Genomic DNA, 16,840 nt, shown 5'->3' on the forward strand with positions numbered 1-16,840 from the left:
TTGTTTAGGTGCACTTTGGTACAAGATGTTTTTTTACAGACCTGGCACTGGAAAAGGCGTGACGGTTCGCGATGCTTGCGTGACGGTCACGAAATGTATATGGTCTTTGTGAGCGTGACCGTCACGCGATCGTGATGGTTGTATTTCTCATACTGTGAAGCCACCCAAAGGAGGCTACAAAATGGCTGGGAGAATGGCCCGAAAGGGGCAGAAAACGACCCTTTCCAAAGCACTACAACCGAGTTCTGATGTGCAACGGCAGGATGCCCGTCGTGGTACCCTGAAAAAAGATTTTGGCCCGTCTGTTGATGTTTATATGTCAGAAACGACTAAGAACCGGCTGGACAAACTCATTGAAAAGGGGGTATTTCCCGGTGAGGACGTTTCACCAGGAACCCGTGGGCGTTGTTATGCATTGGCTGAATTGATTAATCAGTTTTACTATGATGCATTTGTCCGCCCCAAGACAAAGGCCGGGAAAGAGATTGCTGATTTGTATAATGTTATATGGGAGAAGCGTATTGTTGATCGGTGTTCAGAAGATGAAGTAGCGAATTATTTGAATGAGGAGGGTTGCCGTTATCCTGAAATAAAAAAGGACGATGTTGTACTACGAAATATTACCTGGAGTGCAGTTGATGTTATTAAAATGACACATACTGAAGATGTTATTTCTTTAATCAGGGCTGCACGGGCCGTAAAGTAATAGGGGGGAGGCTGTGTTACTAAGGTAATATAACCATCCTGTTTATGATTCTGTGTAAACCATTTTTTTAGAAGTGACCGTCAAGAGGGGGTATATCTATATAGGTGTATCAACACTAGTCAGTGGATATGTAAAACTTAAAACCCTTCCTTAATTGAAATCCTTTTAATGGACTTCAGGCTGGACCCGGGTTTTGTACAGCTTTTGGGATCTATAACTGTGCACCGCGTAAGAGCGGTGTTCCAGTTGGCGAAGTGCATCAATGGGATAAACGAGAGCAGAAAGGCATAACAATGTCGCTCGTATTAAACAATATCCTTGCTGGCCCTCCCATCATCCACGAAGATAGCTATCAGTGAGTTAACGTTGAATGAGGGGACATAGGGAATGCTCGAAGTCGAATTTCGGGAATGGCTAGAGATCAGAGGTGCCAAAACACAAGCGGGCCTCAACTCTCGTATGTATGCGGTTAAAACTATCGAAAAAAATCTCGCGGCGCTGGGTTCTCCTCATGCAGATCTGGATGCAGCCTACAAGGCTGATGGATTTGCACAATTGCGACAACGTATCAAACAGATTCGTCGCGATGCTAAAGACAACGGCGACGACTATCGACTGCTGATGCCTGACTCAGAACAGCCGCTTAACCGATTGTCCAACTGGAATAGCTGGCTCGGACAATATGGACGCTTCCTGGGCGGTGATGACTCTCAGGCCGACGAAATTCGGGATTATGTCCTTGAAAACTACATAACCCCAGCCAGAGAGCGAGGTGACGCTAGTGTCACCCTAGTAGTTGGCCCTTTGAATACTGAAATGGGTCTCGAAAAGGGATGGCCGAACATCTGTCAGGCTCTTGATGGACAAAAATTTCAGGAGCTAGCGGATGTTCCCCCTCCGGTGACGGAAGGGCCTAAAAAGAGCACAACCCGGAAATATACGTTCATCCTTACGGAAGGAAGCGAACTGGTGGTCCAGAATAAACCAACTCCGACTAACCTTATTTTTTACGGTCCTCCTGGTACCGGAAAAACCTATCACACGGCGAGGGAAGCCGTAGCGCTCTGCGATGGCAAAGACCCCTATCCGAACTCAAAAGATGGGCGTGCAGCCCTGATGGCGCGCTATAACGAACTGATGGCAGAAAAGAGGATCTCTTTCGTCACATTCCACCAGAGCTATGACTACGAAACCTTCGTTGAGGGCCTTCGTCCAGAAATCGGTGAAGATGAGTCGTCGTCTGCAGGATTCAGACTCATGCCCACGCCGGGGATCTTCAGGGAAATTTGCGCCCTTGCCGATCAGGCCAGAACACAACCCCGTGCACAGACGGATGCCTCAGCACTCCAACTGTCCCAAAAACGCTTTTGGAAAATGGGGCAAGGGACAATTGGCACAGAAGACGATGTGTATGAAGATGCCCGCGACAACGGGTATATTGCTCTGGGTTGGGGTGGGAGCATAGACTGGAGCGCGGATAGATTTTCATCGTTCAAGGCGATTCATGATGAATGGATCAAGCAAAATCCGGAGAACCAGACGCCAAGTAACTGGACGCAAACCTATCCCTTCCGTTGCGAAATGAAGCCTGGCGATATCGTGATTGTCCCTTACGGTAACACCGCGTTTCGCGCTATCGCTGAAATCACTGGTGATTACTATTTCGCTCCTGAAGCCGAAGGTTACTATGCCCACCGTCGCCCTGTGCGCTGGCTACTGACTCTCGATGAACCACTGCCACTCGATACCATTATCGATGGTAACTTCACCATGCGGACGCTCTATTCGATTGCCACCAATCGAGTGAATATCCCGGCGCTAGGCAGACTGCTCTCGAGTACAGAAGACCCGGATAATAGTTCCGATGTTAAAGGTCAACCAGAACAGTTCGTCCTCATTATTGATGAGATCAACCGGGCAAATATCTCGAAAGTGTTAGGTGAACTGATTACGTTAATTGAGCCGGATAAACGTCTGGGAATGCCCGATGCACTCACAGTAACTCTGCCTTATTCGAAAAAGAAAGATTTTGGCATCCCTGCCAACCTTCATATCATAGGCACAATGAATACCGCCGATCGATCCATCGCCTTGCTCGACACAGCATTAAGGCGGCGATTCAACTTCCGGGAAATGGCCCCCGACGCGACCCTGCTAAGTGAAGTAGAGGGGATCGATCTCAAAGCCGTTCTTACCACCATCAACCAGCGAATTGAATATCTTATAGGCCGGGAATATCGCATTGGACACGCTTTCTTTATCAATTGTGAATCCAGGGCACAAGTTGAAGATGCAGTGCGCAATAAGGTCATACCGCTGTTACAAGAGTATTTCTTCGAGGACTGGAGCCGAATCACGGCAGTGCTGGGAGATGGTTTTATGCAGGAAAAGCAGATCTTACCGCCGCCAGGAATAGAGGGTGAACCGTTATCAAGCTGGTCGGTACGTGCACCGTTCAGAAATGACGCCTTTGATCGACTGGTAGGCAAAGCCAGAATGTTTAATGCCACCGCTCTCGAGGTGGCTGGTGAATCGAAAGAATGACGCACCTCACGGTTCGCGAATGGGGTGGTGTTTGTGTGAACACGGAAAGCAGCATAAACGCTCCTCATGCTTTTACCCGCCCTCAGGCTAACGCGCTGCTTACGGCGGCGCGCGAGCATCCGCTGGCAAATCAGCACGGTACCAATATCTTAATCGATCGCCATAACAAAATTATTGCCGGGCAAATGGTTGGGGTCATTGCCGCTCCGGGATGTAGCCTTGAGATCCTGCCCAAATTCGACGACGAGACGATAGAACCGGACGCCACAATCCGAAATCGCCTGATACGTATGCTTGATGTCGCCCTCGGCCTTAAACTCGGCAATGGACAGGCTGCAACAATGGCGAGACAAGCTGAAAGCTTGTTAGAGATACTTATCCGTTTGTTCGCCGAGCGACTCTTATCTGAAGCACATCGGGGATTACCGCGCGCCTATTTGGCACAGGAAGACGATTTGCCCTCATTGCGAGGAAGGCTCAATATCAAACGACAATTCACTACGCTTGCCGTCTGCCCCGACCGTCTCGCCTGTCGTTACGACGTACTGTCGGCTGATACCAGCCTACTCCGAATTATGAAGGCGTGTGTAGTTCTGCTTCACCATTATGCCCGAGCTGCCGATACGCTCCGCCGTCTGAATGAATTGCGCATCCTGCTGGCGGGTGTTAGCGACGTCGCCTTAAGTCACCTGCCGTGGTCACAGGTGCGGATCGACCGAACCAATCATCGCTGGGAAGCCCTCTACAATCTGGCGCGCCTCCTCCTGAGACGCGACTGGCAGGCTACACACCACGATAAACGAGCGCAGCACGGGATTACACTGCTTTTCCCAATGAACGATCTGTTCGAGGCATATATAGCGGCACTGGCGAAGCGTGCTGTACGCGGTACGGAATGGACGGTTCGTGCACAGGCAGGCAGATTATATTGCCTGATCGAGGACGGAACAGAAGGTAAACCACGCTTCCAGACCCGGCCGGATCTGCTTATCGAGCGGGACCATCAGGCTGTTATGATCATAGACACTAAATGGAAGCGTATTGGGCGTCATCCCGAAGATGCCAGAAGCGGTGTATCGCAAGCCGATGTCTACCAGATGATGGCCTATGCCCGGCTTTATCACTGCCCGCAAGTTATGCTCCTCTATCCGCATCATGCGGGTCTGGGAGCTAAGCGGCTGAGCACAGGCTATAGGATTTTAGCAGGCGAAGAACGATTGCAGGTGGCGAGTGTCGATCTGATTCCTGATGAAGCCGCCATTGTCGAGCAGCTAATTCACCTTATTGCCATCAACACGCAGAGGTGAGATGGGATTGGCACACCTGAGACCTGGTACCCTCAATAAATCTTACCCATGATTCAGGCTCACGCATACATCAACACTTTAATGCACCCCAATAGTCCGGACTTCCGCCCTAGGTACAAAGGGGACAATCCGAGGAGTAGGACGTCTCAGGGCGTGAAGCAGACATTAATCTGTAACCGCTGCCGTTTACGTGTGCAGATCCCTGAATAGATAAATAATCTGCACCACTTTCAACTTTCTTACCACATTTGACATTTAAGGTTTTGATTTAAAGATTAGTTTTTCATATCGTTAAATCGCTCTAGTCTGAGCATGAGAGATCTTACTTAATAACGAAGGGCGACAAAATGAATCTTGAGGCATTTGCTTTTGGCACGACCAACTGGAGTGAAGTCGAAAGAACAGAGCACCCAGGGGAAACAGGTATGGCTTACTGGCGCACGCAACACTTTGGTCAGAAACCGAATCAAATCCGTGTGCGAATGGTTGAATATACCCCAGGCTATCTTGCAGACCATTGGTGCCAAAAAGGGCATGTCCTTTTCTGCATGGAAGGAGAACTAGAAACAATGCTCGAAGATGGTCGTAAATTCATTTTAACTGCGGGGATGAGTTATCAGGTTGGTGATAACGCGGAGCCACATCAGTCCAGAACTACGACAGGCGCAAAACTCTTTGTTGTAGACTGATTTGTATGTTGGAGCCATTGTGTCAGCCCGCTTCACGCAGCAGATTGAAGAGACAACAGGTCTGCACTGAGCGATCTATAGTCATTCGCAATTGTCTCACTACTCTGATGGGTTAATGAAATGGACTGATCCCGCCCCGGTAGACAATCTGCCCTATAGTTAAAGGTTACTTTCGAAATTTACGTGAAGGGTGAATAGTTTTAGAGACTTAGACGAATCTTATCTTAATATCTTCTGAAAGCAGTGAGTTAATGAGAGCACAATGGCAAACAAAGTATACGGGTATAGTGAGTTAGAGGGACTGTCTGATACAGAACTTTTGGCAACACTGCAGTCGAGTTGGGGCTATGAAGATGATAATTTCGAGGTATGGGGTGAAGTTATCCTGTTCAAAGACAGAAAATGGGGGCATCTGAAAAACCCCAGAATGCTGACCAGCAATAACCTGCTGTCATATCCTCTTACTGGCGTTAATGGTCCCTGCGAGTTCTGGATAAACCCGGCAGATGCTAAAAAGTATGTTGATCAGCGTGGGGCCAAGTTCATAAAATGCAAACTGAACCTCTCTCGTCCTGAAGAACGTGAGAAGCACCGGATTCCCTTTATGATGAGTGTGCTGCCCGGGAGTTGCTCATCGCTGGAAAAACTACCTGCTTCAGTCCCGCATGATATCGTTACTGCAGACGACGTCTCATATTTCATTGCGAATGAAATCTATCATTTTTACCAACAACAAGCTGCAACTAAAATCGAGCAAGAGTTTGCAACCAAACAAAGTACGTTTGACCAGCAGCTTGCTGAGGTGCTTGCTGAAAAACAAAGCGCAGAACTGAAACGTGACAATGCAATAAAGCTTGTCGAATCATTAAACAGTATGCGAAAGCAAATTGAACAATCCATTGCTTTACTTGAAACTGATAACGAACTAAAACAAAAACAATTCCAGATAAGCCTAGAAAATTTCAAAAAAATAGAGGTTGAAATGAATCATAAGATCCTGCGTTTGAAAAAATATGTTTCAGATAAAGCTCTTTTTTTGAAAACCTTTGAGTTTTTAGACCAGGAAGATCTCGATAATTTTTTAGTAGAATCAAAATCTGCGTTGCAGGATGTCGATGGCGTTGTATTCAGAGAACAATTGAACGGTGATTACAGTCAGGCCGTCTCCTATATCCAGGCACATTTGGTTGAGAAGGATATTTTGTATCCCCGCCATATTATCGAAAATTACCTCACCTTGCTGCGCACGAAGGATTTGATTATTCTGGCAGGGGACTCGGGGTCGGGTAAAACCAACTTAATCAAATCGTTTGCGAAAGCTGTGGGGGGGAAAGCAGTTATTATTCCCGTAAAACCAAACTGGACCAGTTCTGAAGACCTGCTTGGTTACTACAACCCGCTGGAGAAAAAATATTTAGCCACGCCTTTTTTAGATGCACTATTGGAAGCTCAGTTGAACCCGGAAACTCCCTATTTTATCTGCCTGGACGAAATGAATCTGGCGCGCGTGGAATACTATTTTGCTGATTTCTTGTCTCTGCTGGAGTCCCGCGATGAAGCACCGGAAATTAATTTATATTCCGCTGACGAGTCTGCGCACGTACTTTCTGAGCTGAAGGCGGTGGTTGAGATCATTCAAGCCAGTAAGGAAAAATACAGCCAAGACGGGGTGGTGAATTTTATTTCGCTTTTAAAAGATGAAGCTATTAATAATCAGTTAAGACAAGCATTTGGTTTTAGTGATAAAAACTCACTTATTAAGTATCACAGCGAGGTTCGGCGAATGCTCTCTGCGGCCATGTCAATGCCCTCAAGCATTGTGATGCCGGCAAATGTTCATATTATTGGGGCTATTAACATCGATGAAACCACCCATTATCTTTCGCCCAAAATATTAGACCGTGCGCATATTATGCGTTTTGAGTCGCCACTGTTATCTGACTGGGATGCAATCCTCCGTGAAGTGGAGGAGTATGAATTCGACGATGTATCACGACCACTGCTCTTTGAAACTGAAGCATTGGGTATCCGTCAAAACTACCCAAAATTTGATCGTGAAAATGAATTTTGTCAGTTGTTCATTGTGTTAAATAAAGAGTTTTTACACAAATTAGGCGTTGAGTTTGGTATGCGTACTATTCGTCAGGGGCTGAATTATTTGCATCTGTTCAAGGACGTCAATGATGACGGCAAGCGGGCAATCAATAACTTTATACTGCATAAAATTCTGCCGAAGCTAACATTTGATGGCAACAAAACTGTGGGTCAGCAAACAAAACTCGAACTGATTGAAAAGGTATTTTTACAGCGAATTAAACAAGAGGTGTCAACCTATGCTGATATTCCTGATGTATTTTCTGCGGTAGTTGCGCTTGAACATGTGGTAAATAATGCGAAGTCCAATGATGGCATTGTGAATTTTTGGTCGTAAAAAATGACGTCTACCTTTGAAATAAAGTACGTCGAAATTCAATGGTACGATAAAGATACCGTCACAAAAGTGACGGAATCGTTGCATGCAATACCCGTTGAATATAATGATGAACATGCACATTTTGAATGTGAAACGACGATCTACCCCAGAACAGAAGGCATTCTGCGGGGGCAATTAGCCGTGCGGTTTATTACCGGGTCAGCGGTGATCCCTTGCATTAAAATGTCGGACGGTGCAGAGCAACAACTCTCTCCTGTTGACGATATTGATAGCGGAAAAACCTGGTGGATCGTACAGCATTCGTGGGATGCCAAAGAAAAATATTGGCGGCACAGCAGCGTAAATACTGCGGGAACGTTGATACTAATCCTTGATGATGTCCATTGTCATATCAATATAGGGTCGATGGATTTTAGCAGAGATCAACTGGAACTTTACCTGACAGGGTTCAAAGACGATTTGTGGGAATTGATTCTGGATGAGTCAAGTTCTGTTCAGGCATCCAGAGAGCAAGGCAGTATTGGCATTAATAATGCAACCATTGATTGCGCACAAAATTTAATCATGCATGCCCATAAAATCCTGAGCAACCCTAAGGCTGAACTGCGAGAAATACAAACCCTGAAGCCACGCAAAGCCGTAAAACCGGTTAACCGTACGTTTATGGAGTTAGCAACAAAAACCAATCAATCTGTTTTAACCAGTCGCGCGGTAAAACCGACATTTAACATGGCGGAAAACCGCTATATCCTCTTTGCTCTCGAACGTAGCTATCGGATTATTAAGCAAATTGTTATTTTATCGGGTAACAAAGCGAAACGCTACGCCACGCTCACTGATAAACTTCAACATCAGTATGATTCCTTCACCGATAGCGTAACAGTTGACCGGGGTCTGGTAGTTAAAGATTTGGAAATCATTCGACAGCGGTGCAAGTTAAGCTATTGGCAACAACAATTAGCACAAAGCGTCATTGCCGAAAAAATCGTATATGACGCTGATGGCCCTCAGTATAATTTATTGCACTTTCGCAGCCAAAAACCTACACAAGAGAACGATGGTTTTTTTATTGAGATCAATGTTCAGGGGCAGTGGAAGAAAGATAATGAAAAAAGCACAGTTTTATCTTTTAATTCAAAAGGTAACGCATCTTTGCTGAATTTAGTGAGGTGTTTACGGCAACATGCCGAATATAAAATAACGGGGGCCGGTCGCCGTTATGAAACCGCAAAAGCAGTAATTTACGTTATTGACTATTTAAACGATATTGAGTTTGTAGATGCGCGGGAGTTACATCTCGCCCAGCAAAAATACAGTCAGGAAATTATGCAGGGTAAAGTTCTCGATGCTAACAACTGGCAACGAAAACTCACCCCGCGTGAACTGGATGAACAAACGAAAGAAAAGGTGGTGCTGCAAAATCGCATCAGGTTTTATAGTGAAAACCAGTCTTTATCGGAAGCGGTGTTTAAAAAAGTCGAGCCAAAACAGCGGCAACTCGCGCAGCTTATTACTCAGTTCAAAGCCCTGGGGGTTACAGCCTCATCTCATTTCCCAAATTCGATGACGTTTGTCCAAAACCCGCATTATCAGGGCGTGCATAACGGTTATAAGCTGCTTATGGCGAGCACCCGTCTGACAAACGAAGATTTATTGCTCAGCCTTGAGGAAATCGATGCGATCGGGTTGGTGAATATGCCGCTTTTGTATGAGCGGTGGTGTTTGCTGCAAATAATGAAGGTGCTGATCGAATCATTCAGATTTATCCCGCAGAGCAACTGGAAATATCAGGTAGTGGATGCCATCAAAGGCAGAAAAAAAGATATCGAGATACTCTTCGACAATCCGCATTCTAAAAGATCGCTAACCTTAACCTATGAAAAAACGTTAGAAAATGGCAAGCGACCTGATTTTGTTCTGGATCTGCAATGGACAGCCGACAAAGATGACCAGACACGCTATTCCAAACGCTTTATCCTGGACGCAAAATTTTATGATCACTCAACATTTGCGCGGTCTGGCGGCCTGCTGGGTGTTATTGATGGGCTCCGCAATCAGAAAGATTATCGCGAAGCCACTAACAATCCGGTGTTTTTGATCCATCCCTGCAAGGATGCCATAGGCGACGTCGTTACCGCACAGCATTGGGGTAAATACAGTTATCTGGGAGAAGCAGGTTCGGAGGCCGGTGGTAAAAAACCCAATCATGACTATGGCGCTATATTTTTAAGCCCGATAGATAAAGAGCTTTACAACGACGAACTCCAGAGACTATTGGGACTCTTTTTACAATATAAACTCGAAAGTCCGAACACATCTTCCTTGCCTAATGATCTGACGCGGGCTAAACCTTTTTGTATTCGCTGTGGCTCCGTGGAACTTCGCTCCATTGAAAAAACAGGTGGCTATGCCAATAAATCGGGCGTGCAATCCGCGCGGACGCCACGTTCAGTCTGGCTGCAATGTACGGAATGTGAGCAATTTATCAGTTTTAATCACTGCCAGTACTCTGACACGCGATTAGTAAAAAATGGATTATATTGGACTTACCATTCGGCGAGGGCGATTGAACCCTTTAATATTAAATGCCCGGAGTGTGGTGAGTGGGGTGGGTGGTGATTAATTATAAAATACAGGTTCAGTTATGAAGCTAACGGGTATCACGAATCATGCAAAACAGCGTATTTCAGAGCGTTCAATACTTTACCTATACGAAATAGCGGATATTATTAACGCGCAACGTATTTTAAATACTTGGTTCAAAACCGGGGATCAATAAAACTCATCTGCTGATTTATAGCATCCCTGATAAAGCTTGGTTTGTGCTGGTGAGAGACAGTTTGAATAGTGATGTGTTGACATTATTAACCGAGGCATATCACGTGCGACTATTCGGGCAAATCAGCGACCAACAGAAAAAACGCGCCCGTTATATTGCGACCCGTGGTTTTAATGAAAATAATGAAATTAATAAGAAGATCTCCCTGTTTCTTGGCTATGTCGACGTCTCTGGTAAAAGTAAAACCAAACGCATCTGGCGTGGCCATTACGAGGATTTCTAGTTTTCATGCGAGGCCTTTTTACATTCATCAGAGCTTCAGCAAATAATGAATGCGCTGCGTACCGGGAAAAAGAGCAGTGCGCACGCTAAACTCCCGGATAATATCGAGATCTGCAGTTATCTAAAGGTGATGTTCAGCGATAATGACAACATCATAATCGATTTATAGCGATTTTCGGGCATTGTTGAATAAATAGAACTTTTGCTGAATTGCAGGATCAGATCACGCATTCTCCTGACAATCTAGGCAGTCCCGTGGCTAAGCAAAAGTTCAGAATCACCAACTGGCACATCTACAACAAAGCGCTCATCAACCGTGGTTCCCTCACTTTCTGGCTGGACGATGAGGCGATTCAGGCCTGGTATGAGTTAGCAACGCCTTCATAACGGGGACATCCTCAGCGTTATTCTGACCTTGCCATCACTGTAAGTATCCCTTCCAAGCGGACCATGAGCATTTAGATATCTGGTGTGCCGCCATGTTTGCACATTCCGCTCTTGGCACTGAGCTGACTGTCAGACCTGATTGGAGCCAGAGTCGCAAGGGCGGCAGAATAAGAACGAGTTAGTACAAATTAATTAAGCTCTAATATCCACCCATCAAGCTTATCCGCCCAGTCCTGCATCATCACTTTACGCTCATCAAGGTAAGTCGCATGATTGTACGTGCGGCGTACATTATTTGTATCAGCATGGGCTAATTGCGCTTCAATAGCATCAGGTCGGTATCCCATTTCATTCAAGCGTGTGCTGCCTGTGGTTCTTGTTGCATGCGGGCTGTATGTACCACTCCAGTCAAGGTTCTTGAGAAGCTGACGCAACGAGTGCGATGTCATAGGGCCGCGTGGGTTATCGCGTCCCGGAAATAGGTGCTGCCGATGTCCTGTCAAACCATGGAGGGTTCTGAGCATTTTAATGGCTTGGGAGGGAAGGGGAATAAGATGTTCTCTGCGGGCTTTCATTCGCGTTGCGGGAATGGTCCACGATGCTTTATCAAGATCGAATTCAGACCATTCCGCTTCAGTGACTTCGGTTGGTCTCGCCAGCGTCCACCACATCAGCCACATGCAATAGTTAACCTGATATGTACCTCGGCTGTTATCAAAACTGATCAGCAGTTTCCCGATTTGTTGTTGATTTAAGGCTTGCTTGTGCTGCGTCTTATTTGCTGGAAGTGCTTTACGAACGGGCCAGACAGGATCGCTATCAGCTCGGAGAGTCGCTACAGCCAACTCAAAGACAGATGAGATTGTGCGTCGGGCTTCAGCAGCAACGGTCGGTGCACCACGCTTTGCTGTTTCTTGTAGTATTTTTAAAATATGATGTGGGGTTATCTCTCTGATGGGGAGTTTACCAATTGCCGGGAATACAACACGTTCCAGCATATCAAGGCGACGTGTTTTGGTGATTTCTGCCCAATCTTTCATCTGCAACCACTCTTTAGCGATAAGCTCAAAGGTGTTGGATGCGTCGTTGACCTCACGGATCTTATCTAACTGACGAGCCTGTGTCGGGCTAACTCCATCCGCGACTTGCTTACGCGCTTGCTCGCATTTCTCTCGCGCTTCGGCGAGTTTTACCACTGGATACTCGCCCAACGCAAACATGCTGGATTTACCGTTGAGTTTAAACCGATAGCGCCATGCCTTTTTGCCATTGGGTTTTACTTCGAGGTAGAGACCGTTGAAGTCATTGAGCCGATAGAGTTTTTCTTTCGGCTTGGCCGTGCGGCATTGCGTATCAGTGAGCATAGCGAGTCCTTGTCTATTTCTTATACCGCTATTGTACTCATATAAAATGAAGATGGAAACTGATTGTACTCATGCCTGTACTCATTTTTAGCTGCGCTGTAGCGAGATTATATGAGACGTCATGAAAACAAAAATCCACGCAAATGCGTGGATTTTATGGGGTTTGTTACTCTTCATGAGATTCACTGAAACCTCATGAGACAACAGAAACTATTTAGACGTTGAACAGGAAGTTCATTACGTCGCCATCTTTAACGATGTAGTCTTTGCCTTCTGCACGCATTTTGCCTGCTTCTTTCGCGCCTTGCTCACCTTTGTAGGTGATGAAATCTTCATACGCGATGGTCTGTGCGCGGATGAAGCCTTTTTCGAAGTCAGTGTGGATTTTACCTGCAGCTTGTGGGGCAGTTGCACCAACAGGGATAGTCCAGGCACGTACTTCTTTCACGCCAGCAGTGAAGTAAGTTTGCAGGTTCAGCAGCTCATAACCCGCGCGGATAACGCGGTTCAGACCTGGTTCTTCCAGGCCCATTTCTGCCATGAATTCATCACGGTCAGCATCGTCGAGTTCGGCAATGTCAGACTCAACAGCGGCACAAACAGCAACCACTACAGAACCTTCGGCAGCGGCGATTTCACGCACTTTATCGAGGTACGGGTTATTTTCATAACCGTCTTCGTTGACGTTGGCGATGTACATGGTTGGTTTCAGCGTCAGGAAGCTCAGGTATTTGATAGCGGCTTTGTCTTCTTCAGTCAGAGGAAGCGCACGCAACATACCGGCGTTCTCGAGCTGTGGTAGACATTTTTCCAGCGCAGCCAATTCAGCTTTTGCGTCTTTATCGCCGCCCTTAGCTTTCTTTTGCACACGGTGAATAGCACGTTCGCAGGTGTCGAGGTCAGACAGCGCCAGCTCGGTGTTAATTACTTCGATATCGTCAGCCGGGTCGACTTTGTTATTCACGTGAATGATGTTGTCGTTTTCAAAACAACGCACCACGTGGCCGATAGCTTCGGTTTCACGGATGTTGGTCAGGAACTGGTTACCCAGGCCTTCACCTTTGGATGCGCCTTTTACCAGACCGGCGATATCAACGAATTCCATGGTAGTTGGCAGAATGCGCTGTGGTTTTACGATCTCGGCCAATTTATCCAGACGTGGGTCCGGCATTGGTACCACACCAGTGTTCGGCTCAATGGTACAGAACGGGAAGTTTGCTGCTTCGATTCCCGCCTTGGTGAGCGCGTTGAACAGGGTTGATTTACCAACGTTCGGCAAGCCGACAATACCGCATTTGAATCCCATGGTTTAATTTACCTTAATTACTTGATATTCAATGAGTTGATTATGTCTCATTGATAAAATGATCATAACTTTCCCCATTATACACGCAAACGGCATATAACGGGCGCAGAAATCCTCGTTGGCCGTTGTTCAGGCTAGGGTTGCGCCTTAAAGGTATGCAGTCGATTGGTGGCTTTAGTTAACCCTTCTTTTAGCCAAACTTCTGTGCAACGTGCCGCTTCGTCTACCGCATCATCAATCAGCTTCTGTTCGCTAAGTGGCGGTTTACCTAATACAAACCCGACAACTTTGTTTTTATCACCCGGATGGCCAATTCCGACACGTAAGCGGTGAAAGTTTGGGTTATTACCCAATTTGTTAATGATGTCTTTCAGACCATTGTGTCCGCCGTGGCCACCGCCGAGTTTAAATTTCGCAACGCCTGGTGGAAGATCCAGTTCGTCATGTGCGACCAGAATTTCATCGGGGGCAATGCGGAAAAAGGTCGCCATCGCGCCGACCGCTTTACCGCTAAGGTTCATAAACGTGGTTGGCACTAACAGGCGAACATCTTCTCCGGCAAGGTTTATGCGCGCCGTGTAGCCGAAGAATTTACTTTCTTCTTTAAGCGACTGGTTGTGGCGCTGAGCCAGCAAATCCACATACCAGGCACCAGCGTTATGGCGGGTAGCCGCATATTCCGCACCTGGGTTTGCCAGGCCAACTATTAATTTAATACTCACGTTTAATTTCCTGAAAACAGACCAGAGCCGCGTAGTTTACTGCGCTCAAGACGTGATGACAAAGAGCCAATGTGTCATCTATTGAATTCTTGAATAGTTCAATGAATGAACCATTAGAATTTGATGCTATTCAGCGAGTTATTTGTAAATTTTTGTAGCTTTTTCATTCGTTATTGTGATCGCTAACGCACATCATCCGAAGCGGTGTTGTCTATACTTTACACACAAGGAATGGGGATTTCCCCCGCCGACCCAGGAACACCCGGAGGTGACTTATGAAACGCAAAAACGCTTCATTACTCGGCAATTTTTTCATGGGCTTGGGACTTGTCGTCATGGTGGGCGGTGTTGGTTACTCCATTTTAAACCAACTCCCTCAATTTAACTTTCCGCAATATTTCGCCCACGGTGCTGTTTTGAGCATATTTGTTGGTGCGGTACTTTGGCTGGCAGGTGCGCGCGTTGGTGGGCATGAACAAGTTTGCGACCGTTATTGGTGGGTGCGCCACTTTGATAAACGTTGTCGCCGTGATGATAATCATCGCCACAGCTAAAAAGTCTGGAAGTGAAAACGGTTCTGGTTAAGAACCGTTTTTTTTGGCAAAAATCTTATTCAGCCAGAGCCGCATGGATATCCGGGAAGAAAGCGAGACGACCTGGAATCGGCTGAACACCAGCACGTGCCAGCGTTTTTAGAGGCTGGAACTCCAGATTCGTCACCCGCAATTCGCAGCCATCCGGCAATTTTTCTACAAAGCGTTGAAACGCATCGAGGCCGCCAGCATCAAGCACCGGCACGGCATCCCATTGCAAAATGATCAGCTGGTTTTGCTCAACACGTTGGGCGAGGTCATTGAATAATCCTTCAGCTGCGGCAAAAAACAGTGGGCCTGTTATACGCAGCGCCAGGACGCCCTCCGGTGTATGGACATTCACAGGGGCGAGCCGCGTCATACGCGCGACACGGCGCATGAACAGCAACGATGCCAGTACAATCCCAACACTGATGGCAATGACCATATCGAACAGCACCGTCAACGACATACAGATAAGCATTACCACGATGTCATCTTTTGGAGCCCGCCTAAGCAGGCTCAGCACTTTATGTGCTTCACTCATATTCCACGCAACCATCAGCAGCAGAGCCGCCATGGCGGAAAGCGGTAGCCATGAAAGTAATGGGGCCAGCACCAGCAGCGCCATAATCACCAGCAGCGCATGAATAATTGCGGCAACAGGTGATGTTGCTCCAGCGCGCACGTTTGCAGCCGAGCGCGCAATGGCCGCAGTAGCCGTAATCCCGCCGAAAAATGGCGCAATGATATTGCCCAGCCCCTGGCCAATTAGTTCACCGTTGGCGTTGTGTTTGGTGCCGGTCATGCCGTCTAACACCACGGCGCACAACAGCGATTCAATCGCGCCGAGCATTGCCATGGAAAATGCAGCAGGAAGCAGGGCACTAAGTGAATCCCAGCTTAGGGTAAAGTTCGAGTCAGGAATGTTCCATGGCAGCATCAATTGCGGCAGTAATTGTGGAATGCCGTTGCCTTGCGTGCCGTCAGCCAACACATAGTGGAAACGAGAGCCGATAGTCGCCACGTCGAAACCTGCGGCATGGACGATCGCCATTACCGCACAGCCAGCCAAAAGCGCGGGTAAATGGCCCGGCAAACGGATACCCAGGCGCGGCCATAGAATCAGCACGGCGAGCGTTACCACACCAATCGCTGCATCACCGAGATTAATCGTTGGCATCGCCATGGCTAACGCCGCCACTTTATTCAGGTAGTGTTCCGGCACATGTTCCAGCGTCAGACCAAAGAAATCTTTTACCTGCATGGTGGCGATGGTAATCCCAATCCCGGAGGTAAAACCGAGTGTCACAGAAAGTGGGATGTATTCAATCAAACGGCCAAATCGCGCCAGACCAAATAAGATAAGAAATACGCCAGACATCAGTGTCGCAATCAGCAAACCGGCAAGGCCAAACTGTTGAGCAACCGGATAGAGGATCACGACGAACGCAGCGGTCGGCCCGGAGACGCTAAAGCGTGAGCCGCCGCTTAAAGCGATAACTATCCCGGCGATAGCCGAGGTATATAGGCCGTACTGGGGGGCGACGCCGCTGCCAATCGCCAGGGCCATCGCCAGAGGGATGGCAATAATTCCAACGGTGATACCGGCAATAACATCGCGGCTAAAACGGGAAACTGTGTATTTCTCGCGCCAACAAGCGTCTACCAGAGCGCGGAACGGTAATACAGAAGAAGATACGTTTTTCACTTTGATTCCATCCGTGAGCGCATCATCTGTCATTAAG

At 47.2% G+C, this 16,840-nt stretch carries 12 protein-coding genes and 1 pseudogene; 9 read left to right on the forward strand and 4 right to left on the reverse strand.

The annotated features are described in order from the left end of the window. Positions 1-181: 181 nt before the first annotated feature. The 8 genes and pseudogenes from LVQ79_RS06920 to LVQ79_RS06955 form a co-directional block, all read left to right on the forward strand. Positions 182-706: a hypothetical protein gene (locus tag LVQ79_RS06920; RefSeq protein ID WP_232864386.1), complete on the forward strand. Its 525-nt coding sequence runs from the start codon at positions 182-184 to the stop codon at positions 704-706. A gap of 387 nt (positions 707-1,093) precedes the next feature. Continuing rightward, positions 1,094-3,250, forward strand: coding sequence for a DUF8426 domain-containing protein (locus tag LVQ79_RS06925; RefSeq protein WP_232864387.1), 2,157 nt, complete (start codon positions 1,094-1,096; stop codon positions 3,248-3,250). Next, positions 3,247-4,557, forward strand: coding sequence for an McrC family protein (locus LVQ79_RS06930; protein WP_232864388.1), 1,311 nt, complete (start codon positions 3,247-3,249; stop codon positions 4,555-4,557). Before LVQ79_RS06925 ends, LVQ79_RS06930 begins: the two co-directional genes overlap by 4 nt. Positions 4,558-4,904: 347 nt before the next feature. Next, positions 4,905-5,246: a DHCW motif cupin fold protein gene (locus tag LVQ79_RS06935; RefSeq protein ID WP_232864389.1), complete on the forward strand. Its 342-nt coding sequence runs from the start codon at positions 4,905-4,907 to the stop codon at positions 5,244-5,246. A 262-nt stretch (positions 5,247-5,508) separates the two neighbouring features. Next, positions 5,509-7,677 carry an McrB family protein gene (locus LVQ79_RS06940; protein WP_232864390.1) on the forward strand — a complete coding sequence of 723 codons (2,169 nt, stop codon included), beginning with the start codon at positions 5,509-5,511 and terminating at the stop codon, positions 7,675-7,677. A 3-nt stretch (positions 7,678-7,680) separates the two neighbouring features. Next, positions 7,681-10,299: a nuclease domain-containing protein gene (locus tag LVQ79_RS06945; RefSeq protein WP_232864391.1), complete on the forward strand. Its 2,619-nt coding sequence runs from the start codon at positions 7,681-7,683 to the stop codon at positions 10,297-10,299. Between the two features lie 263 nt (positions 10,300-10,562). Next, complete coding sequence (locus tag LVQ79_RS06950) at positions 10,563-10,742, forward strand: hypothetical protein (RefSeq protein ID WP_232864392.1); 180 nt, start codon at positions 10,563-10,565, stop codon at positions 10,740-10,742. Between the two features lie 209 nt (positions 10,743-10,951). Continuing rightward, positions 10,952-11,188, forward strand: a pseudogene (locus tag LVQ79_RS06955) (transposase); the annotation flags it as partial. A gap of 128 nt (positions 11,189-11,316) precedes the next feature. Here LVQ79_RS06955 and LVQ79_RS06960 read toward each other — a convergent pair. The 3 genes from LVQ79_RS06960 to pth all read right to left on the reverse strand — a co-directional run bounded on the left by LVQ79_RS06960 (position 11,317) and on the right by pth (position 14,520). After that, positions 11,317-12,492: a tyrosine-type recombinase/integrase gene (locus tag LVQ79_RS06960; protein WP_232864393.1), complete on the reverse strand. Its 1,176-nt coding sequence runs from the start codon at positions 12,490-12,492 to the stop codon at positions 11,317-11,319. 214 nt (positions 12,493-12,706) lie between these two features. After that, the gene (gene ychF, locus LVQ79_RS06965) at positions 12,707-13,798 is read right to left on the reverse strand and encodes a redox-regulated ATPase YchF (protein ID WP_064518423.1); all 1,092 of its coding nucleotides are present in this window, start codon (positions 13,796-13,798) and stop codon (positions 12,707-12,709) included. Positions 13,799-13,932: 134 nt separating this feature from the next. Then, complete coding sequence (gene pth / locus LVQ79_RS06970; protein WP_232864394.1) at positions 13,933-14,520, reverse strand: aminoacyl-tRNA hydrolase; 588 nt, start codon at positions 14,518-14,520, stop codon at positions 13,933-13,935. Positions 14,521-14,795: 275 nt separating this feature from the next. Here pth and ychH point away from each other — a divergent pair, with 275 nt between their 5' ends. After that, a complete protein-coding gene (gene ychH, locus LVQ79_RS06975; RefSeq protein ID WP_151995660.1) occupies positions 14,796-15,074 on the forward strand; it encodes a stress-induced protein YchH in 279 nt (92 codons plus the stop codon). Between the two features lie 55 nt (positions 15,075-15,129). Here the strand turns inward: ychH and dauA are convergent, their stop codons facing one another. Continuing rightward, positions 15,130-16,836: a C4-dicarboxylic acid transporter DauA gene (gene dauA / locus LVQ79_RS06980; protein ID WP_232864395.1), complete on the reverse strand. Its 1,707-nt coding sequence runs from the start codon at positions 16,834-16,836 to the stop codon at positions 15,130-15,132. Positions 16,837-16,840 lie beyond the last annotated feature (4 nt).

This window comes from Buttiauxella cochleicola, assembly GCF_021282405.1.
Classification (GTDB): Bacteria; Pseudomonadota; Gammaproteobacteria; order Enterobacterales; family Enterobacteriaceae; genus Buttiauxella; species Buttiauxella massiliensis.